The organism is Azoarcus sp. Soil_N_20, assembly GCF_057656155.1.
Window position 1 is genome coordinate 430,744 of the sequence record NZ_JBDGKX010000003.1, and the last position, 24,153, is coordinate 454,896.

The following is a 24,153-nucleotide window of genomic DNA, read 5'->3' on the forward strand; positions in this document are numbered from 1 at the left end:
GTCTTGCCGGACCACCCCCGGATCCTCCGCGACGCATCGCTGTCGGCGATCGTTGCCGGCTTCGTTGCGGTTCTGGTCGGCTATACCAGTTCGGCGGTCCTGGTATTCCAGGCGGCGGCCGCACTGGGCGCCGGCCCGGCCGAGATCGGCTCGTGGATGGGCGCGCTCGGGCTCGGCATGGGCCTGAGTTCGATCGCATTGTCGCTGCGCTATCGGGCGCCGGTGCTCACCGCGTGGTCCACCCCGGGTGCGGCGATGTTGATCAGTGCGGCAGCAGGCGTGCCGATGAACGATGCCATCGGCGCCTTTCTGGTCTGCGCGCTGCTGATCACCGTTGCCGGCTTCAGCGGCCTGTTCGAGCGGCTGATGGGGCGGATCCCGATTTCGCTCGCAGCCGGCATGCTGGCCGGCGTGTTGCTGCGCTTCGGGCTCGACGTATTTGTCGCGATGAAAGCACAGTTCGTGCTGGTGTTCGTCATCTTCTGCATCTATCTGGCCGGGCGGCGCCTGTGGCCGCGCTACGCCGTGGTCGGCGCCCTGGCGGTCGGCGTCGGCATCGCGGGCATGCAGGGGCTGCTCCATCTCGACGCGCTGCGCTTGTCGTTGGCCGAGCCGGTATTCACCGCCCCCGCCTGGTCGCTGAACGCCCTGTTCGGCATCGCCCTGCCGCTATTCGTGGTCACCATGGCTTCGCAGAACGTGCCCGGAGTGGCGGTGATCCGCGCTTCGGGCTACAAGGTGCCGATCTCGCCGGTGATCGGCTGGACCGGGATCGCCACCCTCGTGCTCGCCCCTTTCGGTGGCTTTGCGTTCAATCTGGCGGCGATCACGGCAGCGATCTGCATGGGCCGCGAGGCGCATCACGACCCGGACAAGCGTTACGTGGCCGCGGTGGCCGCCGGCTGCTTCTACCTCGTGATGGGCGTTTTCGGCGCGACCGTCGGCGCGCTGTTCTCCGCGTTCCCGCGCGAACTGGTGCTGGCAGTGGCCGGCCTTGCCCTGCTCGGCACCATCGGCGGCGGCCTGGCGACTGCGTTGCGCGACGAGCATGAACGCGAGCCGGCATTGATCACCTTTCTGGTGACCGCGTCCGGGGTGTCGCTGCTCGGCGTCGGTTCGGCGTTCTGGGGCATCGTCGCGGGCACCCTCGCGCTGCTGGTGTTACGTGCCGGCACCCGCGCGGCAGCCAAGCAGGGCGGACACTGACAACCGTCCGTGCAGCCACGCCCAGGCCGACTCCAGGGCGACGACCGCCGGGGGCGAAAGTGCGGCGCCGAGTTCGAAAGTCTCACCCCGCAGCGCAAGCACGAAGGACGGCGGGGGCGCCCTGCCCTCGACACGCTGGAACACCCCGAGCAGTGCTGCCGGACTCAGCGCATGGCTCAACACCGGCGTTCCCGGATCGGGCGCGACCGGGCGAAACTCGAACGGTTGCGTCAGCCCCTTCGCCGCATCGATGAACAGCACTGCCGCCGCTACGCCCAGGTCGAGCGCATGCTCGATCTGCAACTGGTACTCGGTGAACAGGGTCACGCCGGCAAAATCGCCGTGCTCGATCCGGCGCGCGAGCAAGGGGCCGAGCGCGTCGTCGCCGCGCGCATCATTGCCGATCGCGAAGACGATGAGCCGGGGCATGACGCTCAATCACGCACCACGCGATCGAGCACTTCGCCGTCGGCGGCCGCGAGTTCCACCACCAGCGGCATCTGCCCGAGCGCATGGGTGGCGCACGACAGGCAGGGGTCGAAGGCGCGGATCGCCACTTCGATGTGATTCAGCAAACCTTCGGTCAGCGTGCGCCCCGACAGGTAGCGCTTCGCCACCTCGCGTACCGCGGTGTTCATTGCCTGGTTGTTGTGGGTGGTGGACACGATCAGGTTGCACATCGTCACCAGGTCGTCCTCACCGACCTGGTAGTGATGAATGAGCATGCCGCGCGGGGCCTCGATGATGCCGACGCCCTCGCGCGCGCGCGGGCCATGGGTCATCAGCGCGCCGTCGGTGCACGCCGGATCGTCGAGCAGGTCGCGAATCACCTCGGCCGCATGCAGCATCTCGATCATCCGCGCCCAGTGGTAGGCGAGCGGCGCGTGGATCAGCTTGCCCTTGCCATGGTCGATGAACTCGCGGCGCTCGGCCTCGGCAAGCGGCGACGGGATGAAATCGCAGTTCTGCACCCGCGCCAGCGGACCCACCTTGTACCAGCCAGCCTCGGGTCCGCGCGCGGCGAGGTAGGGAAACTTCATGTAGCTCCACGGCTTCACGTCTTCGCGCAGCACCTGGTGATAGTCCTGATCCGACACCTGATCGAGGATGATCGCACCCTCGTCGTCGCGAAAACGCAGTGCGCCGTCGTACAGATCCATCCCCCCGTCGGCCCGCACCAGGCTCGCCACTCCGGAGCGGAAGGTGCCGAACACGTCGTACAGATCCGGATCGGCGCGATGCAGGCGTTTGACCAGTTCCACCGCGGCGCGGCTCCATTCGACCATCTGCCCGACATCGGCCCGCAAGATGTCGCGATCGGCCATCGCCAGATGGCGGTTCATGCCGCCCGGCACCGCACCGGTACCATGGATACGCTTGCCGGCGGTGGCGCGGATCACCTCCTGGCCGAACTTGCGCAGCAACACACCCTGGCGCGCCACGTCCGGATAGGCCGCAGCCACGCCGACGATGTTGCGTTTGCCGACTTCCGCATCGAAGCCGAACAGCATGTCGGGCGCGGACAGGTGGAAAAAGTGCAGCGCATGCGACTGCAGGATCTGGCCGTAGTGCATCAGCCGCCGCAACTGCACCGCACTGTGGCTCGGGGGCACCGCACCGACTACCCGGTCGAGCGCCTTCGACGCTGCCAGATGGTGGCTCACCGGACAGATGCCGCACAGGCGCTGCACCATCACCGGCACTTCCCAGTACGGCCGGCCCTGGATGAAGACTTCGAAGCCGCGGAACTCGACGATATGCAGGCGCGCCTCGAGCACCTGGTCATCGTCGTCGATCAGCAGGGTCACCCGCCCGTGGCCCTCGACCCGCGATACCGGGTCGATCACCACCTTGCGCAGATTCTCGCGGTTCGTTGCAGTCTCAAGTTCGGCAGCCATCGGGAGTCTCAGTCGAAATGCAGCATCGGATGGGACAGGCGCGGGGTGCGCCCGGCGATCAGGTCGGTGAGGAACTTCCAGATCGCTTCGCCCGAGGGCGGACACCCGGGAATGAAGTAGTCGATCCGAACCAGTTCGTGGATCGGCCGCACCTTGTCGAGCAGCAAGGGGAGTTCGGGATCGTCCGGCACCCCGCCCTGCCCCAGCCCGGCGCGCGACAGATACACCTCGCGCAGACAGGACTCGAGCTCGAGGTGGTTGCGCTGCGCGGGCAGGCCGCCATTGATCGCACAGGCACCGATCGCGACCAGAGTCTTGCAGTTGCGGCGGAACTCGCGCAGCACATGGACATTTTCGGCGTTGCACACCCCGCCTTCGATCAGGCCGATGTCGCACGGGCCGCAGTGCTTGATGTCGGTCAGCGGCGAGCGGTCGAACTCGGCCACCTCGACCAGATCGAACAGATGCTCGTCGATGTCCAGAAACGACATGTGGCAACCGAAGCAGCCGGCGAGCGAAGTGGTCGCGATCCGGACCTTGGGGCGTGGGGTGCTCACTTTCCGTCCTCCATGGCAACGATGCGGATCGGCTTGCCGTCGTACTTGCGCTCGCCGATCGGGGTGGCGAAACCGACCCGCTTGTGCAGGATGACCCCCACCGGACAGATGTGTGCGGCCAGATCGTCGGCGGTGAAGTCGGTATCGCCCAGGCGGCCGGATTCGGCATTGACCACGAGGTGCTTGTGGATGCCGCGACCGGTGAGCGCGAACACGTTCTTGCCATCGACATCACGGCTGGCACGCACGCACAGTTCGCAGAAGATGCAGCGATTGAAGTCGAGCAGCATGTCCGGATGCGAGGCATCGACCGGGCGGTCGGGAAAGAAATGGGCGAAGCGCTCGCCCATCATCTCGAGGTCGTAAGCCAGCGCCTGCAGCTCGCAGTTGCCGCTCTTCTCGCACGAGGGGCAAAAGTGATTGCCCTCGACGAACAGCATCTGCACCAGTGCGCGGCGCTCGCCGTTGATCTCCGGGGTATCGCTCTCGACCTCCAAGCCCTCTTTCGCCGGCATCGCGCAGGACGACACGTGGCGACCGGCGACCTTGACGATGCACAGCTTGCACGAACCGTGCGGCGGAAAATCCGGGTGCCAGCACAGATGCGGAATGTAATGGCCGGCAGCGCGCGCCGCCTGCAAAATGGTCTGGCCGTCCTCGAACGCAACCGGGCGGCCATCGAACAGGAACTGCTTGGTCATCGTAATGCCCTCGACGTCTTACCCACAGTGCCCCGCTTCGCCATCGACCAGGTGTGCCGCCGCATCGTCCCGGCCGCTGGCGCGGCGGGCGGCGGCGAGTGCGGCATCGAGGTCGAAGGCGGGCTCGAAATCGAGCGACTTGAGACGGCGCTCGTAGGTCGGGCGGAATTTCAGCAAGGTGTCCACGACCGGATTGGCCGCCGCCGAGCCCAGCCCGCAGTGGCTGGCGTTCCTGAGCAGGCGGTTGATCCACTCGATGTCGGCGAGGTCCATTTTTGCCCCATGGCCTTCCGCCAGCTTGGTCATCGCCTTCTTCAGCAGCGCGGTGCCGACCCTGCACGGCGTGCAGAAGCCACAGCTCTCGTGGGCGAAGAAATCGACGAAATTGCGCGCCACCTCGAACAGATCACGACCGGAGTCGAACACCATGAAGGCGCCGGCAGTGGGCACATCCTCGAACGCGATACGGCGATGAAACTCGTAGCCCGCCAGGGTGATGCCCGCGGCGCCCCCGACCTGCACCGCCTGGGTATCGGATGCGCCGCATTCCTCCAGCACCCGCTCCACCGCGACCCCGAACGGATATTCGTAGATTCCGGGATGGGCACAATCGCCCGACACCGACAGCAGCTTGGTCCCGGTCGACTGCGCCGTGCCGGTGGCGGCGAAAGCCTCGCCGCCACCGAGCGTGATCAGACAGGTCTTGGCCAGGGTTTCGACGTTATTGACCACCGTCGGCCGGCCCAGATAGCCGTGCGTCACCGGAAACGGCGGCCGGATGCGCGGGGTGCCGCGCTTGCCTTCGAGCGATTCGAGCAGCGCGCTTTCCTCGCCGCACACATAGGCGCCGGCGCCGAGGTGGATATCGATATCGAAATCGAAACCGGCTTCGCCGAGAATGCCGCGCCCGAGCAGGTTCTGCGCCCGCCGCAAGTCCAGCGTCTCCTGCAGATGCGCCAGCAGGTAGCGGTATTCGCCGCGCAGATACAGATAGCCTTCGCGTGCGCCCACGGCCCAGGCCGCCAGCGTCATGCCCTCGAATACCGCATCGGCCATGCGGGTGAGCAGTACCCGGTCCTTGAAGGTACCGGGTTCGCCCTCGTCGGCATTGCACACCACCACCTTGTCGGCCGCGGGCGCGTCACGGCAGGCCATCCACTTCACTGCGGTGGTAAACCCGGCGCCTCCGCGGCCACGGAGCTTGGAGACCTGCACCTCCGTCATCCAGTGCTCGCGTCCGGACCGGAGCGCCGCCCGCAGCGCAGCGCCCGGCGCCATGGCGAGGCCGAGCAAGGCGTCGCGCCGCCGGATGTTGTCGTCGATCTGGAAGAATCCGGCTGGCCACTCATCCACCGGGGTCTCCCTGCGCACCAGTTCCGCGATCTGGTTCACGCGCTGATGCGACAGGCGCGTGAGCGGCCGGCCATTGACCAGCAGCGCCGGCCCCTGGTCGCCCATGCCGATGCACGAGGTCGTGTCGATGCCGACCAGCCCGTCCTCCGACACCTTGCCCGGCTCGACCCATAGCTTGCTGCACAACGCGGCCATCAGTTCGGCCGAACCCTGCATCCGTTCGGTGATGTTGTCGGCGAACAGCAGCTGGTAGCGACCAACCGGACGGGTGTGGAGAAACTGATAGAAGCCGGCCACGCCTTCGACCCGCGAGCGCGGAATCGACAGCTTGCCGGCCACCTCGGTGATCACGGCCGGCGATAGCCAGGCCGATTCATCCTGCACTTCGATCAGAATCTGGAGCAGGCGGGTGGCATTCCGACCGTGGCGATCGACCACCCGCTCAACCGGTGTCGGGGGGGTTTCATGAGACTTCATGAATCGACGCTCCACGAGAAACTCGAGACCCATTATAGGCCCTTATCGAAGCGTCATGACGGCTCGAAACCCCGCGAAAACACTGGAGATCGGGCCAATAACAGGCGCCAGACGAGCCACTAGATGTAGTGTCAATTTATCCGTTGACACACAACTAAAGTTATTAACTAGCTGTTTTTAGTCAGTTTTCTTTTTTTTGCTTATTCGCCATTTTGCGCTATCCTTCACATCGTTGAAACGCACACAGAGGACGACAAAGAAGATCATGAGCGCAACCACCCAGAGCACCGTCAAAGCCGACGCCAGCAACCTGGCGATGCAGGAAATTTCGGGCGAAGTCCTGATCGAGAAATATGCCAAGGGCGACGAGCAGTCCGTTCACGCGGTCCGCCAGCGCGTCGCGCGCGCCCTTGCCGCAGTCGAGACAGAAGACAAACGCGCGCACTGGGAGGCGAAGTTCCTCGAGGCGCAGGAAAAGGGTTTCGTTCCGGCGGGCCGCATCAACAGCGCCGCCGGCACCACCCTGGCCGCCACCCTGATCAACTGCTTCGTGCAGCCGGTCGGCGACTCGGTGTCGGAGGCCGTCGACGGTCGGCCGGGCATCTACACCGCGCTCGCCCAGGCCGCAGAAACCATGCGTCGCGGTGGCGGCGTGGGCTACGACTTCTCCTCGATCCGCCCCAAGGGCGCGGTGGTCAGGGGCACGGCATCGAACGCCTCGGGGCCGGTGTCCTACATGCGCGTGTTCGACCGCTCGTGCGAGACCGTGGAATCCGCCGGTGCCCGTCGCGGCGCGCAGATGGGCGTGCTGCGCTGCGACCATCCGGACATCGAGGAGTTCATCCACGCCAAGGACAAGGGCGATCTCACCAACTTCAACATCTCGGTGGGCGTGACCGATGCCTTCATGACCGCAGTCGAGAGCGACGGCGACATCGAGCTCGTGCACAAGTCCGAGCCGACCGACGACATCAAGGCGGCCGGCGCCTATCAGCTCGACGACGGACCCTGGGTCTATCGCAAGGTGCGCGCGCGCGACCTGTGGGACCAGATCATGCGCTCGACCTACGACCACGCCGAGCCGGGCATCCTGTTCCTCGACCGCATGAACCAGGACAACAACCTGTACTACTGCGAGACGATCGAGGCCACCAATCCGTGTGCCGAACAGCCGCTGCCGCCGTATGGCTGCTGCTGCCTGGGTTCGATCAACCTGACCCCGTTCGTCAAGAACCCGTTCTCCGACCAGGCCGAGTTCGACTACGCCGGCTTCGGCAAGGTGGTGGACGTCTCCATCCGCATGCTCGACAACGTGCTCGACTCCACCCACTGGCCGCTCGATCAGCAGCGCGCCGAAGCCGACTCCAAGCGCCGCGTGGGCCTCGGCTTCACCGGCCTGGGCGACGCCCTGATCATGCTGCAGAAGCGCTACGACACGCCCGAAGCGCGTGAAGAGGCGCGCAAGATCTCCGAGTACATGCGCAACCGCGCCTATCTCGCCTCGGTCGAACTGGCCAAGGAGCGCGGCGCCTTCCCGCTGTTCAACGCGGACATGTATCTGTCCGGCGGCAACTTCGCCTCGCGCCTGCCGGCCGAGGTCAAGGACAAGATCCGCAAGCACGGCATCCGCAACTCGCACCTGCTGTCGATCGCCCCCACCGGCACGATCTCGCTCGCCTTCGCCGACAATGCCTCCAACGGCATCGAGCCACCGTTCTCCTACACCTACACCCGGCGCAAGCGCATGTCCGACGGCACGTTCAAGGAATACGCGGTCGAGGACTACGCCTGGCGCCTGTACAAGCACATGGGCGGCAATGTGGACCAGCTGCCGCCGACCTTCGTCACCGCGCTGGAAATCTCCGCCCAGGCCCACAAGGACATGGTCGCGGTGGTCGCCCCCTACGTCGACACGTCGATCTCGAAGACGGTAAACGTCCCCGGCGACTACCCCTACACCGAGTTCGAAGACCTCTACCTGACCGCGTGGAAGGCCGGCCTCAAGGGCCTCGCCACCTACCGCCCGAACTCGGTGCTCGGTTCGGTGCTGTCGGTGACCCCGACCACGGAACAGAAGCAGCCGCACGACGTCACCATCTCGGACGCCAACAAGCGCCTGTCGATCAAGAGCCTGCCCGCCCCGGTGCTGGCCAGCCTGCGCTGGCCGGGCCGTCCGGAGATGCCCGACGGCAACCTCGCCTGGACCTACATGCTGAACACCCCGACCGGCGGTTTCGCGCTGTTCGTCGGCCAGTTCGGCACCAATGGTGGCACCTTCCCGTTCGAAGTGTGGGTCAACGGCGCCGACCAGCCGCGCGGCCTCGGCGCGGTAGCCAAGACCCTGTCGATGGACATGCGCGCCAACGACCGCGGCTGGCTCAAGCTCAAGCTCGAGACCCTGTCGCGCACCGTGGGTGAGAAGTCCTTCGAGATGCCCTTCCCGCCGCATGGCGAGAAGAAGCTGATGCCCGGCGTGGTCTCGGCCTTCGCCCAGGTGGTGAATTACCGCTGCGAAAAGCTCGGCGCATTCGAGACCGAAGGGACGACCCCGGTGCTGGACACCCTGTTCAGCCTGGATGAGCCCAAGACCGGTACCGATGGCACCCTGTCGTGGACGGTGGATATCTACAACCCGGCCACCAGCGAGGAATTCGTCCTCGGCCTCAAGGAGATCACCCTGCCCGACGGCGTCACCCGGCCGTACTCGATGTGGCTGTCGGGCAACTACCCGCGTGCGCTCGACGGCCTGTCGCGCATCCTGTCGCTCGACATGCGGGTCATGGATCCGGCCTGGATCGGCATGAAGCTGCGCAAGCTGCTCGACTACCCCGAGCCGCTGGGCGACTTCATGGCCTTCATTCCGGGCACCAAGCGCCAGCAGAACTACCCGAGCACGGTGGCCTACATCGCCCAGCTGATGATCCACCGCTACGCGATGCTCGGCGTGCTCGACGAGAAGGGCTATCCGATGCGCGAAATGGGCATCCTCGAAGCCCCGCGCGACGACAGCGAGCCCAAGCTGATGCAGGGTGCGCTGTGCAATGAGTGCGGCAACCACACCGTGATCCGCAAGGACGGCTGCGACTTCTGCACCGCCTGCGGCGCGGTCGGCACCTGCGGCTGAGGACGGTCCGAAGGACGCACCGGCGGCACCGGAAAACCCACGGCGCTTATGTACGCCGTGGGTTTTTTCTTTCCGGCCGCCCCCACTCGGCCTGCGCCGCCGCATTTTGCCTTCACGAGTTCTTGGTCTACCCTTGGCCGGGCTCGAACAAGAATCGGGGAGACAATCCGGATGCGCAACATCATCACCACGATCTGCGTGGCGACCGTGCTCACGCTCTGTTCCGCCACGACCGCCGTCGCCCAGTCGGCCACCCTGTCGATCTCGTGCGGTGCCCTCGGGCGCGAGCTGCAATTGTGCCGCGAGGGAGTCGAAGCGTGGGGGAAGCTGACCGGCCACCAGGTCAGGATCGTATCGACACCGAATTCGGCTACCGAACGGCTCGCGCTGTATCAGCAGATCCTGGCTGCGGGGTCGGCCGACATCGACGTCTTCCAGATCGACGTGGTCTGGCCGGGCACGCTGGCGAACCACTTTGTCGACCTGTCCGCGTACATCGACGGGGACACGACGGCTCGACATTTTCCCGCGATCGTCAGGAACAACACCGTCGACGGTGCATTGGTGGCGATGCCCTGGTTCACCGACGCCGGGGTGCTCTACTATCGCCGCGACCTGCTGGAAAAATACGGAAAACCGGTACCGACGACGTGGCAGGCGTTGACCGAGACCGCAAGGGACGTCCAGCAGGCCGAGCGCGCCGCGGGCAATGAGCGGATGCAGGGCTTCGTCTTCCAGGCCAAGGGCTACGAGGGGCTCACCTGCGATGCGCTGGAGTGGATCGACAGCTTCGCCGGCGGCACGATCGTGGCCGACGACGGCGCGGTGACGATCAACAACCCGCGTGCCGCGGCCGCGCTGACGCTCGCGGCGAGCTGGATCAAGGACATCGCCCCCGAAGGGGTGCTCAACTATGACGAAGAGCAAAGCCGCGGGGTGTTCCAGTCCGGCAACGCGGTATTCATGCGCAACTGGCCCTATGCCTGGGCACTCGCCCAAGCCGACGACAGCGCGGTGCGCGGCAAGGTCGGCGTCGCCGCCCTGCCCCGGGGCGGCGACGCCGGCAAGCACAGCGGTGTGCTCGGTGGCTGGCAACTGGCGGTATCGAAATATTCCACCCACCCCGACCTGGCCGCCGATCTGGTGCGTTACCTGAGCAGCGCGGCGGAGCAAAAGCGGCGCGCCATCGAGGGCTCGTACAACCCCACCCTGCCCGCGCTCTACCAGGATGCCGAAGTGCTCGCTGCGGTGCCCTTCTTCGGCCAGCTGTACGACACCTTCGCCAACGCCGTGGCGCGCCCGTCGGCGGTGACCGGCGCCAACTACAATCGCGTCAGCGCGGAGTTCTACAGCGCGGTACACGACATTCTGAGCGCCAAGACCGAGGCCGAGACCGGCCTGGACAGACTCGAAAGTCGGTTGCAACGACTGTCGCGAGGTGGACGCTGGTAGGTCACGCGATGGCAGGTCACGACATTCGCCGTGTGCGCGACCGGACCGCAAGCGCTCGGCGAGAAGCGGGCACGGGAGCGGCGCGGTGAGGCCGGCCTCCCGGGCGGACGAAACGCACGTCGTCCGGACGGCACCGCCGGCCTCGCGCCTGACCCGCGAGCGGATACGCTCGGCGTGGCTGTTCATGACACCGATGCTGATCGTGTTGGCCCTGGTGGCGGGCTGGCCGCTCGCCCGCACCATCTGGTTCAGCTTCACCGACGCCAATCTTTCCGATCTCGCCGCTGCCGGGTTCGTCGGCATCGACAATTACCGCTATCTGCTGGCGGACCCCGACTGGTGGCAGGCGGTGCGCAACACGCTCGTTTTCGCGGGGGCGTCGGTGGCTCTTGAAACCGGCCTCGGGCTGGCCATCGCGCTGGCGCTCAATGCCCGCTTTCAGGGCCGCGGCGTGCTGCGCGCGGCGGTCCTGATCCCGTGGGCGATCCCGACCGTGGTGTCGGCAAAGATGTGGGGCTGGATGTTCAACGACGTCTTTGGGGTGATCAATCACGTGCTGCTGGCGGTCGGGCTGATTGTGACGCCGATCGCGTGGGCCGCCTCGCCCGACACCGCGCTGCTCGCGATCATCCTGGTCGACGTGTGGAAGACCACGCCGTTCATGGCGCTGCTCCTGCTCGCCGGCCTGCAGATGCTGCCCCACGAATGCTACGAGGGCGCCCGCGTCGACGGCGTCCATCCGCTGAAGGTGTTCTTCAAGGTCACCCTGCCGCTGCTCAAGCCCGCACTCGTGGTGGCGATCATCTTCCGCACGCTCGACGCGCTACGCGTGTTCGACCTGATCTACGTCATGACCGGCAACAACCGCGACACCATGTCGATGTCTGTGTACGCGCGCCAGCAACTGGTGGACTTCCAGGACGTGGGCTACGGTTCGGCAGCGGCCACTCTGCTGTTCCTGATCATCGCGCTGTTCACGGTGGTGTATCTGACCCTGGCGCAGGTCGGACGGGAGGACGAACGATGAGCTACAAGGCGCGCCGGCTGCTCGGTCGCATCGCCTTCCACGGCTTTCTCACGCTGGTCGTCCTGTACACCGTGTTCCCCTTCTACTGGGCGGTGGTGTCGTCGCTGAAGACCGGCTCCGCGCTGTTCCTGGTGGAATCGTGGCCGAGCGCGCCGGCCTGGGACAACTACGTCGCGGTGTTTCGCGAGCAGCCCTTCGGGCGCAACATCCTGAACTCGATCGCGGTCGCGGCATCGACCGTGCTGCTGTCGCTCGCCCTCGCCGTTGGCGCGGCCTATGCGCTGGGCCGCGTGCGCTTTCGCGGCCGCGGCCTGCTGCTGTTCGTGGTGCTCGGGGTCTCGATGTTTCCCCAGATCGCGGTGCTGTCGGGCATGTTCGAGCTGATCCGCGGGCTGGGGCTGTACAACAACCTGCTGGCGCTGACCTTCTCCTACACCATCTTCACCCTGCCCTTCACCGTGTGGGTGCTGACCACCTTCATGCGCGAGCTGCCGAAGGAGCTGGAAGAGGCGGCGATCGTCGATGGTGCCGGCCCCTTCACCATCGTCACCCGCGTGTTCCTGCCGCTGATGGGCCCGGCCTTCGTCACCACCGGCCTGCTCGCCTTCATCGCCGCCTGGAACGAGTTCCTGTTCGCCCTGACCTTCACCCTGTCGTCGGAAATGCGCACGGTACCGGTCGCGATCGCGCTGATTTCGGGGGCCACCTCCTTCGAGCTGCCCTGGGGCCATATCATGGCCGCTTCGGTGGTGGTCACCGTGCCGCTGATCGCGCTGGTGCTGGTCTTTCAGCGGCGCATCGTATCCGGCCTCACCGCCGGTGCGGTGAAAGGGTAGGCTGCGGCGGCTAACGACACGGCAGAGACCGAGGAGAGCGAGATTTGGCTGCCATCACCATGCGGGGCGTTAGCAAGTCCTTCGGCAAGACACGCGTCATCAAGGACGTGAACCTGGAAATCCACGACAAGGAGTTCGTCGTCTTCGTCGGCCCCTCGGGCTGCGGCAAATCCACCCTGTTGCGCCTGATCGCGGGGCTGGAGGATTTGAGCGCCGGCGAGATCCTGTTCGATGGCGAGGCCGTGAGCGAGCTGCCGCCGGCCGCACGCGGCATCGCCATGGTGTTCCAGTCCTACGCGCTGTACCCGCACATGAGCGTGTTCGACAACATGGCGTTCGGCCTCAAGCTCGCCCGCAACGATCGTGCCGGGGTCGCCGAACGCGTGCATGAGGCCGCACGCATCCTGCAACTCGAGGACCTGCTCGACCGCAAGCCCAGGCAGTTGTCGGGCGGCCAGCGCCAGCGGGTCGCGATCGGACGGGCGATCGTGCGCGATCCGCGCGTCTTCCTCTTTGATGAACCGCTGTCCAACCTCGACGCGGCGCTGCGCGTGCAGATGCGCGTCGAGATCGCCAGGCTGCACCGGGCGCTCGATGCAACCATGGTCTACGTCACCCACGACCAGGTCGAGGCGATGACGCTGGCCGATCGCATCGTCGTCCTCAACGACGGCGCGGTGGAGCAGTTCGGCACACCGCTCGAGCTCTACCACCAGCCGCGCAACCTCTTCGTCGCCGGCTTCATCGGTTCTCCGCGAATGAACTTTGTCGACGGCACGATCGCCGACGTCGGTCCGCGGGCGGTGACGGTCGACCTGGGCGCGGGCGCCCGGGTGGACCTTCCCGTACGCGGAAACGGCGCACGTCGCGGGCAGAAAGTCGTCCTCGGGCTGCGCCCCGAGCACCTGGTTCGGGGCGATGGGGCGGCACTGCGGTTCGAAGGGCCGGTTGTCGCCGTCGAGCACCTGGGTGGCGAAACCTATATTCACGTCGCAGCCACGTCCGGAGATCCGCTGCTGCTCAAGTGCGAGGGCGGGGTCGGGACTCGCGTCGGCGATACGCTGTCCTTCGGCGCACCGGTCACCGCCTGCTACCTGTTCGACGAGCACGGGACGGCATTCATCCGCCAGTGTATTGGCAACAATGAGGCAGGTGAGACTGAGGGGCTCCACGAAACCAGCTAAACGACACCCCGAAGCGCTCGACATACGCACGCACCACCCCGTTCGTCCAGCCGAAGCCGTCCTGAACTCGGGCTGCCGTGCAATCAGCACGCCGTCGACCACGCCCAGTGCCGCAAACCCGTTCATCAATGCCCATACGGGCTGAGGAATGGTCCCGAGCACCGGGCGGAGTCGACAAATTGCTTCGGCTCAGGAGGCTGTCGGACTTGAGACTGATCTACTGCGCCAGTGGGAGAGACGGTCCATATTCGCCCGTTTTTTCGTTGCATAGAATGACTATGCGCCTCAAAAACAGTCGAATCTGTCCTCGTTTTCCCACTCGGCTCGTGACGATCGCTCAAGTCCGACAGCCTCCCAGGTCTAGAACCACACTTCCATCTGGGCGCCCACCAGCCACTTGCTCGAGCCCTTGAAGGTCGTGCTGCCGAACCCGGTGTTCGCCGAACCGTCGTAGCTGAAACCGTTCAAGTCCTTGTCCCAGCCCATCCAGGTGGCGAACAGGCGCAGTTCGGGACGTGCGAAGAAACCCGCAGCGGTATCGAGCTTGAAGGTCGGCGCCACAGTCAGCTTGTAGAAGCCGCCCTTTCCGGTCGAGAAGGTGCTGTCCAGATCCATGTACTGATAGCTGCCTTCGTACTGCATGGCGAAGTTCTTGTTGATGGCATTGGTCAGGCGCAAGTTGGCCGAAGCCCACTTGTATTCGTCGCCCTTGTTGAAGCGATCCTCACTGACCTCGGCCATGAAGGCGGGCGAGATCTTCCAGTCGGGAGCGAGATCGGTGACGCCGAAGCTTGTCAGACGCACGGTACGGGCATCGTCCAGCAGATTGCCGACCGCCCCGAGGCGCTTGACCTCGGCCCCTAGACCCTGGCCATAGAGGACGGCGGTCTTCGAGAATCCCTCGGTCATGCCATAGAAGCTGGGGGCATGGTAGGCCAGCAGTCCGTGATAGCCAGTGGTGGCGCGCTCGCCGCCGGCGCCCTTCTGCTTCGCCCGCATGCCGTTCAGCATGAGCTGCCAGTTGCCGACGTAGTTGTTGCTGGTGGCGATGTAACTCTTGATGCTTTCATCATTTCCGTTAAGGAAGTCGCGACCGTAGACAGAGAGGCTGGTTTTCCAGTCCGGCGTGACCTGGACATCGTAGACGCCGGCACCGGTACCGGAGAGGAAGATGAAATCGGAATCGAAAAAGTGGATATCGAAGTTCTTCTTGTCGAAGCGCTTGCCGGCCCAGATCGACGCGTTCTCCAGCGCCGTACCCTTGAAGGTCGGCAGATTACCCATCTCGACGAAGGCCCAGCGCACGTTGACCCCGTTCTCGCCACCGGTCCAGTCGTTGTTGCTGTTGACCCCGTCGGCCACCATGAAGTTGAAGCTCGCCCAGCTGCCGTCGTCGCTGCGGAAGTTCTTGATCATCTTCGCTTCGACATAGGTGTCGGTCTCGAGACCGAGGCGACCCACCGCGCCGCCGAGATTGCCCGCCGGCGTGATGTAGGGCCCGGCGCCCTTGACCGTGGTCATGTCGCCGCCCGACACCGTGCCCGAGCGGGCATAGCCGTGAAACTCGAACGAGGAAGCCGTTTCCGCCGCCGCCTCGGTCAGCGCGGCTTGCGCCTGGCTTGCGACCTTGACCTCGGATGCGGTCGAGTCGGCCTGCCGGGCAACCTCACCGGCCCGCTGCGCCATGGCGGTGACCGCCCGCAATTGCTCTTCCAGCTTGGCAATGCGCGCCTCCAGCGCCTCGACCTGGCGGGCGTCACCCTGCGCCTGAGCCGCCGAGGAAGCGAATGCCAACACCAGGGCAAGCGCGATGGCGGATCGCCTCACCGCCCCATGCCTTGACGGACTCGCCGAGCGCCGCGCCCGTCCTTGTGCGCACAGCGCTCCCGTGATCTGTTTCTGGTCGTGAATCATCATGTCTCCTTTGAGTTTTATGTTTCGCGCTGCCGGGCGTTCGCCCATCCTTCAGGTCTTTCCGGGAAGCCTGACGACACTCCCGCGATCCCGTGCGAGACCGTTCGATCGACTGGAACGTATGGACTCCAGCCTCGAATTCACGAACAAGAAAAAGCGGTTTGGATAATGGGCAAAAGCGCTTTTGATTTAGATTTCTAATTGAGTAGCCAACGATCAGAGCCGACTCGACGGCAGGCACTTATTTCTGCAATTTTTTCGGAAGGTCGGGTGAATCCAAGCGACCCTGGCGGGCGTTACGGCAGGCTCGCCGCCAGCGACCGGCGCTGCCCGCTTGCGGCGATCCAGAAGCACAATGCAGATACGCCGGGCGATCGCCCGATCGCACCCAAAAGCCCGGCGCCTGACCGGAACGCAACCCGTGCGCGCCTGGCCCGAACGCCGACCCCGGGCTCAGTGAATGTCAGTGAATGGGAGTGGGCCCCACCCGGTTCGAGAACCTCACCGGCTCGACCTGGTTGGCACCAACCCGCGCCTCTCCGTTCGAGTGCACGAGGCGGGGGTAGGCCTTGCCGTTTTCCGCGAACAGATGACAGTGCTCCGGCGGAATGCGATAGCCGACGGTTTCGCCCACCGCGATCGCGGACCGACTGGCGTCGCGCACCACCCAGGGGTCGCCGTGCTTGCCGTTGTCGAGATAGTGGTAGGTTTCATTACCCATGTGCTCGACGAACAGGACATCGGCGAGATAAGGCGCTTCGGACACCTCACCCCACACGATGTGCTCGGGACGGATGCCCAGCTTGACCGTGCGCCCTTCGGCGCTCGCCGGGGTTGCAATCGGCACGGCCAGGTCCTTGCCGTTCCACAGCTTGACCACGCTCTCGGCGTTGCCGGCCCGGATCACGGTGGCGGGCATCAGGTTCATCTTCGGCGAGCCGATGAACTGGGCCACGAACTCGTTCGCGGGTTGGTCGTAGAGCTCCAGCGGCGTGCCCACCTGCTCCACCTTGCCCTGGTTGAGCACGACGATGCGCTGTGCCAGCGTCATGGCTTCCACCTGATCGTGGGTCACGTAGATGATCGTCGAGCCCAGCCGCCGGTGCAGCGCGGCGATCTCCATGCGCATCTGCACGCGCAGCGAGGCATCCAGATTGGACAGCGGCTCATCGAACAGGAACAGCTTGGGTTCGCGCGCAATCGCACGGCCGATCGCAACCCGCTGGCGCTGACCACCGGAAAGGTCCTTGGGGCGACGCTGGAGCAAGGGTTCGAGCTGCAGGATACGTGCACTGTCCGCGACCCGGCGGGCGATTTCGTCCGCGGGCATCTTCGCCATACGCAGGCCGAAGGCGATGTTTTCATACACCGTCATGTGCGGATACAGCGCGTAGGACTGGAACACCATGCCGATGCCGCGCTCGGACGGGGTGTCGTCATTCACATAGGTGCCGTCGATGTACATGCTTCCGCCGGAGATGTCTTCCAGCCCCGCGATCATGCGCAGCAGGGTGGACTTTCCGCAGCCGGAGGGGCCGACGAAGACGACAAACTCGCCGCTATTGACCTGCAGGTCGAGGGCCCTGATCACCACGGCCTTGTCGTTGTAGCGCTTGTTCAGTTTGTCGAGGGTCAGTTGAGCCATGATCTTGATCCTTTTGGTCAGCTTGGCGCCCGATGCACGGGCGCCCCGTTTCATATGGGGTCGATAACAAGGGACAGACGATCGCTCAGCCCTTGACCGCACCTGCGGTCAGGCCACCGACAATGCGTTTCTGGAAGACCAGCACCAGCACGATGATCGGCAGCGTCACCGTGACCGACGCGGCCATGATCGCGCCCCACGGCAGCTCGTACTGGGACGCACCCTGCAACAGCGCAATCGCCACCGGCACCGTGCGGTTGTCGGTGGATAGCACGAAGGTGAGCGCGAACATGAACTCGTTCCAGGCACCGATGAAGGCGAGCAAGCCGGTGGTCACCAGTGCCGGCCCCAGGATGGGCATGAACACGCGGGTGATGATCACCCACAGGCTGGCACCATCGACGATCGCCGCCTCTTCGAGCTCCACCGGAATGTTGCGCATGAAGGTGGTCAGCACCCAGATCGTGAAGGGCAGCGAGAAGGTCGCGTACGACAGGATCAGCGCCCCGAGCGAGTCGTACAGGCCGAGAAAGCGCACCAGCTCGAACATGCCCGAGAGCACCGCAACCTGCGGAAACATCGACACGCACAGCACGGTAAACAGGATCGCCTTCTGCCCGTGGAAGCGGATGCGGGCAAGCGCGAACGCGCCGGAGATCGACACCAGCAGGCATGCCCCCACCGTCACCGTCGCCACCACCACCGAATTCAGCAGGCTCCGGCCAACGCCGTTCTCCACCAGCGCGGTGTAGTAGTTGTCCCAGTGGAAGGTGGTCGGCAGATAGTTCGGCAGGAACAGATCCTGGCCGCTGCGCAGCGAGGTCAGGATCGCGTAGTACAGCGGGAAGACGCAGATCACCACGGCCAGCGCCGAGGCGGCGAAGATCCACGCGCGCGACGCGGTCTGCTTCTGTTTGCGGGTGAGTTTCATGATTGCTTCTCCTTCGGTTCAGAGAAGCGTCCGACGCGAAGGAAGACCGCGGCAACACCGGCTACCATCATGAACACCAGCACCGAAGCGGCCGAGCCGACACCCATTTCCTGATAGGCCACCATCTGGTCGCGTGCGTAGCCCGAGATCGAGATCGTCGCCTCGCTGTTGGAGGTGAGTACGTAGATCAGATCGAACACACGCAATGCATCCATGGTGCGGAAAATCAGCGCCACGATCATCGCCGGCATGATCAGTGGCAGCGTGATGCGACGAAAGCGCTGCCAGGCGTTGGCGCCATCGACGCGGGCCGCCTCGTACAGGTCGGATGGCACCATCTGCAGTGCGGCAAGCAGCATCAGCGCCATGAAGGGCACCGTCTTCCACACATCCGCCAGCACCACCGCCCACATCGACAGGCCCGGCTCGGCGATCCACGCCAGCGGTGCGTCGATCAGCCCAACCCGCAGCAACAGGTCGTTGATGGTTCCGTACTGGTCGTGGAACATCCAGCTGAACATCTTGGCGGTGACGATGGTCGGAATCGCCCACGGCACCAGAATCGCGGTACGCACCAGCCCCTGGCCGCGAAACTTCTGATTCATCAACAGCGCCAGCGCCATGCCGAGCACCAGTTCCATCGATACCGAAACGAAGGTGAACCACAAGGTGTTGCGCACCGAACGCCACCACACCGGGTCGGCGAGGACGCCATAGGCTTCGCCATCGGCGAACTCGAGGTAGTTCGCGAGACCGACGAAAAGGTATTCGTGGGGCGTATCCAGCAGTGCGTCGGTAAAGCTGTAGAACACGGTGCGCATCAGCGGCCAGCCGGCAACGCCGGCAAGCAGGATCAGGGTCGGCGCGACCAGCAACCACGCGGAGTGGCTGCGCCGCGCCTGAAGACTGCGCTTGCCCCGCGACGCCGGGACAATGCCCGGAAGGGCCCCGACGCCGGTCATGGGCGGTGATTTCAGATTCATGGCGTTCTCTCATAGGGTTCGGTGAAATCGGCGCGTCGAGCCCGGGACTGGAGGCGCACCGGGTCAGCGCCACGTCGCCCGCGCATCCAGGTCATTCCGGATGTGCGGATCAGCTAACTCACCGCCACTCACGGCCCTTGATACGACCGAGCCTGTTTTCGAGATCGGCCACCGCACGTGCGCCGTCGGTACGCCCGCTCAATACATCGTAGGTGGCGTTCCAGATTGCATTGGACGCGCGCGGATACTGGGATCGCGTAGCCGTCGAGGGGCGCGGCACGGCCGCGTCGAACACCGCCCTGAGTCCGGCCAGATGAGGGCCCTTCTCCTGTACCTCGGCATCGTCATAAACATCCATGCGTGCAGGCGCAACGCCCATCAACAGAAAATTCATCTTCTGACTCTTGGCATCGGCAAGCAGGCGGACCAGTGCGATCGCCGCTTCCGGCACCGTGGTGTTGGTATTCACTGCCCACTGCCACCCCCCCAGCGCGGCGGCGTGCTGCCCCTCGTCGCCACCACGCGGCACCGGCATGATGCCGACCTTGCCCTTCACCGGGCTGGTGTCATCCTGGCTCAGTAGCCAGGCATAGGGCCAGTTGCGCATGAACACGGCGTCACCGTTCTGGAACACGGCGCGCGCCTCCTCTTCCTTGTAGCCCAATACGCCGTGGGGCGCGATCGTGCCGATCCAGCTCGCCGCAGTATCAAGCGCCATGGCCGCGCGCGGGTTGTTGATGGTGATATTTCCCTTGGCATCGACGAAGTTGCCGCCGCCATGGGACGCCACCAGTTCGGTCACCACGCAGGTCAGCCCCTCATAGGCCTTGCCCTGAAACACGATGCCATGAAGCGTCCGATGCCCGGCTTCACGCTCCGCATTCTGGATGCGCTCGGCGATGCGGGCGAGTTCGGACCAGGTCTGCGGCGGCGTTTCGTCGTATTTCTTCAGCAGATCGCTGCGGTAGAACATCAGGCCGGCGTCGATGTAGCTCGGCACACCCTTGATCCGACCGTTGACGACGTTGTTCTTCCAGGCCGAGGGAAAGAAGGCCGGTTCCAGTTCGGCGACCGCCGGGGTCAGGTCGAGCAGGTGGCGGTCGATCACGCCGGGCCAGATCACGTCCATCGCGAACACGTCGATCACGTCGTTGGCGCGGGTGGCGAAAATCTGCTGCAGCATCGAGAGCTTCTCGTCGGACGCTGCCGGAAGATCGATGACCTCGAGCTTGTGCTCCGTTTCGGCTTCGAAACGCTCCTTGATGTAGTCGCAGAATTCAGGCACGGTCGCGCCACTTCCGCATTCCATTTTCACCGTAGCGGCATGAGCGCCAGTCAGGCCACCGCTGGCGATGACGCCCGCAAGGGCAAGGTTCTTCCATTTCATTGTCGTGTCTCCTGTTTTTTTCAGCTTGTCGGTTCTGATGTGCGCGGGACGCCTCATCCCGGTGCACAAACCTCGTAGTGGCCGCAACCCGCGACCGTGGGTTCAATCAATCGATGCGGTACACCCGCGCTTCGTACGGCTGCAGGGTGAGCGTGTCGGTCGGCGGATGGCGCTCGACCTCGTGGTTTGCGAGCAGCAGGCCGGCATGGCGCAGTGCAAATTCGTCGTGCGTGTAGCGCGCCGTGTCGCCGGACAGGTTGGCGATCACGACGATCCGGGCCTCACCCCGGCTGCGGGTGTAGGCGTAGATCTGCGGGTCGGCCTCCATCAGCAACGCATAGCGGCCATGCACCAGCACCGGCTCGGCCTTGCGCAACGCGATCAGGCGGCGGTGGTAGTTGAGGACGGAAGCGGGGTCCGCATCCTGCTGTGCGACGTTGATCGCCGGGTAGTTCGGGTTCGCCTTCAGCCACGGCGTGCCGGTAGTGAAGCCTGCGTTCGGCGACGCATCCCAGTGCATCGGGGTGCGCGAGTTGTCGCGCGCAGTCACCGCGAGCGCGGCGAGAATCTGTTCGTCTGTCTCGCCTCGCGCCCGTCGCAGCACGAACTCGTTCCTGGCGAAGATGCAATCGAAGTCCTCGATGCCGTCGAAGCGGGTATTGGTCATCCCGATCTCCTGGCCCTGGTAGATGAACGGCGTACCCTCCATCAGGAAGTACATCGTCGCCAGCGCGGTCGCACTCTCGCGCCAGTAGCGATCCACATCCCCCCACTTCGACACGATGCGCGGGATATCGTGATTCTCGAGAAAGAGTGCGTTCCAGCCGACCCCGTGCAGGGTATTCTGCCAGCGGGTGAAGATCGTCTTCAGTGCTAACAGATCCAACCCGGCTTGCGTATCGTTCGACCACAGCAAGAGGTGCTCGAACTGGAAGATCATGTTGAGCCGCTGGTGTTCGGTCCCGACCCAGTCGCGCGCCTGCTCGGCCGACACCCCATTGGCTTCGCCCACGGTCATGATGTCGTAGTGGCGGAAGCTGTTGCGGCACAGGTCGTCCATGTACTCGAGCACGCCACCGACATTCATGTGCATGTCCTGGCTCGGAACGTGCTCGAGTCCCTGTGGATTCGGCATGTCGGGCAGATCCGGAACCTTCTTCATGTGACTCACGGCGTCGAGGCGAAAGCCGTCGATGCCCTTGTCCAGCCACCAGCGCACCATCTCGTTCACCGCGGCGCGGACCTCGAGGTTTTCCCAGTTGAGGTCGGGCTGACGGGTCGAGAACAGGTGCAGGAAATACTGGCCGCTGGGTTCGTCGTACTTCCATGCCGAGCCCTTGAAGATGCTCTCCCAGTTGTTCGGTTCGCGCCCGCCCTTGCCGTCGCGCCACACGTACCAGTCGCGCCGGGGGTTGTCACGGGACGCACGCGATTCGATGAACCAGGCATGTTCGTCGCTGGTGTGGTTGACCACCAGGTCAAGGATCAGGCGCATACCCCGGCGGTGCACCTCTGCCAGCAGACGGTCGAAGTCGGCCATGGCGCCGAACTCCTCCATGATGTCCTGGTAATTGCTGATGTCGTAGCCGTTGTCGTCGTTGGGCGACTTGTACATCGGGCAGATCCAGATAACGTCGACACCCAGCGACTTGAGATAGTCGAGGCGCATAATGATGCCGGTGAGATCACCGATGCCGTCGCCGTTGGAATCCATGAAGCTGCGCGGGTAGATCTGGTAGGCCACCGCCTCCTTCCACCATTGCGTCGTCGCAGCCGTACTGCCTTGCTCTTTCATTTGTAAACACCCTCTCGATGGGATCAGGCCAGCGCACTGTGGGTGGCGATGGCGAAGGACTCGTAGGCCTGCAGTGCCAGACGCTCGCCGAGTTGGTGATGGCCCGCGTAGTTGCTCACCAGGCATTCGCCCGACAGCCCCCGCAGTTCATCAGGCAGCTCGATCTCGACCGGCTCGGCGGAAAAATTGTTGATGACGACGATGCGCTCGTCGCCGAGGCGGCGCTGGTAGGCGAGAATCCGTGGATGGGCGTCGAACAGCGGCTGGTAGTCACCATGGACGATCGCCGCGCGTTCCTTGCGCAAACGGATCAGCGTGCGGTAGTGGTAGAGGATCGAGCCCGGATCGGCGAGCGCAGCCAGCACGTTGATCTCGCGGTAGTTGGGATTCACCTTCAACCACGGACTGCCACGCGAGAATCCGGCGTTGTGGCCCGTATCCCACTGCATCGGCGTACGGGCATTGTCGCGACCGTTGGCGTAGATGCCCTCCATCATGGCTTCATGCGGCACTCCGGCCGCGGTGCGCTCCCGGTAAACACCCAGCGACTCGATGTCCCGGTAGTCGTCGATGGCGTCGAAGCGCACGCTGGTCATGCCGATCTCCTCGCCCTGGTAGATGTAAGGCGTACCTTTGAGGAAATGCAGTGCGGTCGCGAGCATCTTTGCCGACTCGACGCGGTAGCGGCCCGCATCGCCGTACTTCGACACCGCGCGCGGCAGGTCGTGGTTGTTCCAAAAAAGCGAGTTCCAGCCCACGTCGGCGAGTTCGGCCTGCCATTTGCTCATGACCTCCTTGAACGCCAGCAGATCGAACGGCCGCGGCTTCCATTTGCCCTCGACCGGGTCATGAGTGAGGGTCACGTGTTCGAACTGGAATACCATCGACAACTCGGCGCGCTGCGGGTCGGAGTAGAGTTTCGCGACCTCCGGATTGGCCGCCCAGGTCTCGCCGACGGTGAGCACATCGCGGTCGCCGAAGGTCGCCGCGTTCATCTCCTGCAGGTAGGGGTGCAGGTTCGGCCCGTTGGTGGTGATGCCACGGTCGACGTCCTTGCCGATCAGGTCGATCACATCCATGCGGAAACCACCGATGCCCTTGGCCAGCCACCAGTTCATCATCCGGTAGATTTCTTCCCGGACTTTCGGGTTGGTCCAGTTGAGGTCCGGCTGGCGGCGCGAGAACAGGTGGTAGTAGTACTCGCCGGTGACTTCGTCGAGTTCCCACGCGCTGCCGCCAAAGCTCGCGCGCTGCGCATCCGGCGGCGTGCCGTCGGTGCGTGGCGCGCGCCAGATGTAGTAGTCGCGGTAGGGATTGTCCTTCGACTTCCTTGCCTCGACGAACCAGGGATGCTCGTCTGAGGTGTGATTGACGACCAGGTCGATCACGATGCGGATGTGACGCTGCGCCGCCTCCCTGATCAGCCGCTCCATCTCTTCGAGGGTGCCGAACTCGGGCGCAATGTCGCAGTAGTCGGAGATGTCGTAGCCGTTGTCGTCCATCGGCGAGCGGAACACCGGCGACAGCCAGATCACGTTCACACCGAGAACCTGCAGGTAGTCGAGCTTTTCGATGATGCCCGCAAGATCGCCGATGCCGTCACCATTGGCATCGCAAAAGCTGCGCGGGTAGATCTGATACACGACAGCATCGTGCCACCACTTCGTCTCCACTTTCGACTCC

The 24,153-nt window shown here is 64.6% G+C and carries 18 protein-coding genes; 6 read left to right on the plus strand and 12 right to left on the minus strand.

The genetic code is table 11. The features are described from left to right. Positions 1-3 precede the first annotated feature (3 nt). Positions 4-1,206 (plus strand): benzoate/H(+) symporter BenE family transporter, encoded by a 1,203-nt coding sequence (locus AC3A35_RS09285; RefSeq protein WP_487435754.1) that lies wholly within the window; start codon positions 4-6, stop codon positions 1,204-1,206. Here the strand turns inward: AC3A35_RS09285 and AC3A35_RS09290 are convergent. From AC3A35_RS09290 to AC3A35_RS09310, 5 genes are read right to left on the minus strand one after another with little or no spacing between them, the layout of a single operon-like run. Next, complete coding sequence (locus tag AC3A35_RS09290) at positions 1,162-1,635, minus strand: hydrogenase maturation protease (protein WP_487435755.1); 474 nt, start codon at positions 1,633-1,635, stop codon at positions 1,162-1,164. The two genes, AC3A35_RS09285 and AC3A35_RS09290, sit on opposite strands and share 45 nt — an antisense overlap. Before the next feature lie 5 nt (positions 1,636-1,640). Further along, positions 1,641-3,104, minus strand: a complete 1,464-nt coding sequence (locus AC3A35_RS09295; RefSeq protein WP_487435756.1) for a Ni/Fe hydrogenase subunit alpha — start codon at positions 3,102-3,104, stop codon at positions 1,641-1,643. An 8-nt stretch (positions 3,105-3,112) separates the two neighbouring features. After that, positions 3,113-3,661, minus strand: coding sequence for an NADH-quinone oxidoreductase subunit B family protein (locus tag AC3A35_RS09300; protein WP_487435757.1), 549 nt, complete (start codon positions 3,659-3,661; stop codon positions 3,113-3,115). Continuing rightward, positions 3,658-4,362, minus strand: coding sequence for a 2Fe-2S iron-sulfur cluster-binding protein (locus AC3A35_RS09305; protein WP_487435758.1), 705 nt, complete (start codon positions 4,360-4,362; stop codon positions 3,658-3,660). The genes AC3A35_RS09300 and AC3A35_RS09305 overlap by 4 nt, the downstream gene beginning before the upstream one ends. Positions 4,363-4,380: 18 nt before the next feature. Next, entirely contained in the window at positions 4,381-6,192 is a 1,812-nt protein-coding gene (locus AC3A35_RS09310; protein ID WP_487435759.1) for an NAD(P)H-dependent oxidoreductase subunit E, read from the minus strand. Positions 6,193-6,457: 265 nt separating this feature from the next. On the opposite strand from AC3A35_RS09310, the gene AC3A35_RS09315 reads away from it, so the two are divergent. The 5 genes from AC3A35_RS09315 to AC3A35_RS09335 all read left to right on the plus strand — a co-directional run bounded on the left by AC3A35_RS09315 (position 6,458) and on the right by AC3A35_RS09335 (position 13,815). Further along, entirely contained in the window at positions 6,458-9,316 is a 2,859-nt protein-coding gene (locus AC3A35_RS09315; protein WP_487435760.1) for an adenosylcobalamin-dependent ribonucleoside-diphosphate reductase, read from the plus strand. 171 nt (positions 9,317-9,487) lie between these two features. After that, positions 9,488-10,768 (plus strand): ABC transporter substrate-binding protein, encoded by a 1,281-nt coding sequence (locus AC3A35_RS09320; RefSeq protein WP_487435761.1) that lies wholly within the window; start codon positions 9,488-9,490, stop codon positions 10,766-10,768. 85 nt (positions 10,769-10,853) lie between these two features. Further along, positions 10,854-11,795 (plus strand): carbohydrate ABC transporter permease, encoded by a 942-nt coding sequence (locus tag AC3A35_RS09325; RefSeq protein ID WP_487435762.1) that lies wholly within the window; start codon positions 10,854-10,856, stop codon positions 11,793-11,795. Further along, entirely contained in the window at positions 11,792-12,631 is an 840-nt protein-coding gene (locus AC3A35_RS09330; RefSeq protein WP_487435763.1) for a carbohydrate ABC transporter permease, read from the plus strand. Before AC3A35_RS09325 ends, AC3A35_RS09330 begins: the two co-directional genes overlap by 4 nt. A gap of 44 nt (positions 12,632-12,675) precedes the next feature. Beyond that, positions 12,676-13,815: an ABC transporter ATP-binding protein gene (locus tag AC3A35_RS09335; RefSeq protein WP_487435764.1), complete on the plus strand. Its 1,140-nt coding sequence runs from the start codon at positions 12,676-12,678 to the stop codon at positions 13,813-13,815. A 360-nt stretch (positions 13,816-14,175) separates the two neighbouring features. Here AC3A35_RS09335 and AC3A35_RS09340 read toward each other — a convergent pair whose 3' ends face one another. The 7 genes from AC3A35_RS09340 to AC3A35_RS09370 form a co-directional block, all read right to left on the minus strand. Further along, positions 14,176-15,732: a carbohydrate porin gene (locus AC3A35_RS09340; RefSeq protein ID WP_487435765.1), complete on the minus strand. Its 1,557-nt coding sequence runs from the start codon at positions 15,730-15,732 to the stop codon at positions 14,176-14,178. 460 nt (positions 15,733-16,192) lie between these two features. Next, entirely contained in the window at positions 16,193-17,374 is a 1,182-nt protein-coding gene (locus AC3A35_RS09345; protein ID WP_487435766.1) for an ABC transporter ATP-binding protein, read from the minus strand. A gap of 85 nt (positions 17,375-17,459) precedes the next feature. Beyond that, the gene (locus AC3A35_RS09350) at positions 17,460-18,305 is read right to left on the minus strand and encodes a carbohydrate ABC transporter permease (RefSeq protein WP_487435767.1); all 846 of its coding nucleotides are present in this window, start codon (positions 18,303-18,305) and stop codon (positions 17,460-17,462) included. Beyond that, the gene (locus AC3A35_RS09355) at positions 18,302-19,288 is read right to left on the minus strand and encodes a carbohydrate ABC transporter permease (RefSeq protein ID WP_487435768.1); all 987 of its coding nucleotides are present in this window, start codon (positions 19,286-19,288) and stop codon (positions 18,302-18,304) included. The genes AC3A35_RS09350 and AC3A35_RS09355 overlap by 4 nt, the downstream gene beginning before the upstream one ends. A 118-nt stretch (positions 19,289-19,406) precedes the next feature. Continuing rightward, the gene (locus AC3A35_RS09360) at positions 19,407-20,675 is read right to left on the minus strand and encodes an ABC transporter substrate-binding protein (protein ID WP_487435769.1); all 1,269 of its coding nucleotides are present in this window, start codon (positions 20,673-20,675) and stop codon (positions 19,407-19,409) included. 106 nt (positions 20,676-20,781) lie between these two features. Further along, positions 20,782-22,470, minus strand: coding sequence for a glycoside hydrolase family 13 protein (locus AC3A35_RS09365; RefSeq protein ID WP_487435770.1), 1,689 nt, complete (start codon positions 22,468-22,470; stop codon positions 20,782-20,784). A 23-nt stretch (positions 22,471-22,493) separates the two neighbouring features. Beyond that, the gene (locus tag AC3A35_RS09370) at positions 22,494-24,143 is read right to left on the minus strand and encodes a glycoside hydrolase family 13 protein (RefSeq protein WP_487435771.1); all 1,650 of its coding nucleotides are present in this window, start codon (positions 24,141-24,143) and stop codon (positions 22,494-22,496) included. Positions 24,144-24,153: the final 10 nt, after the last annotated feature.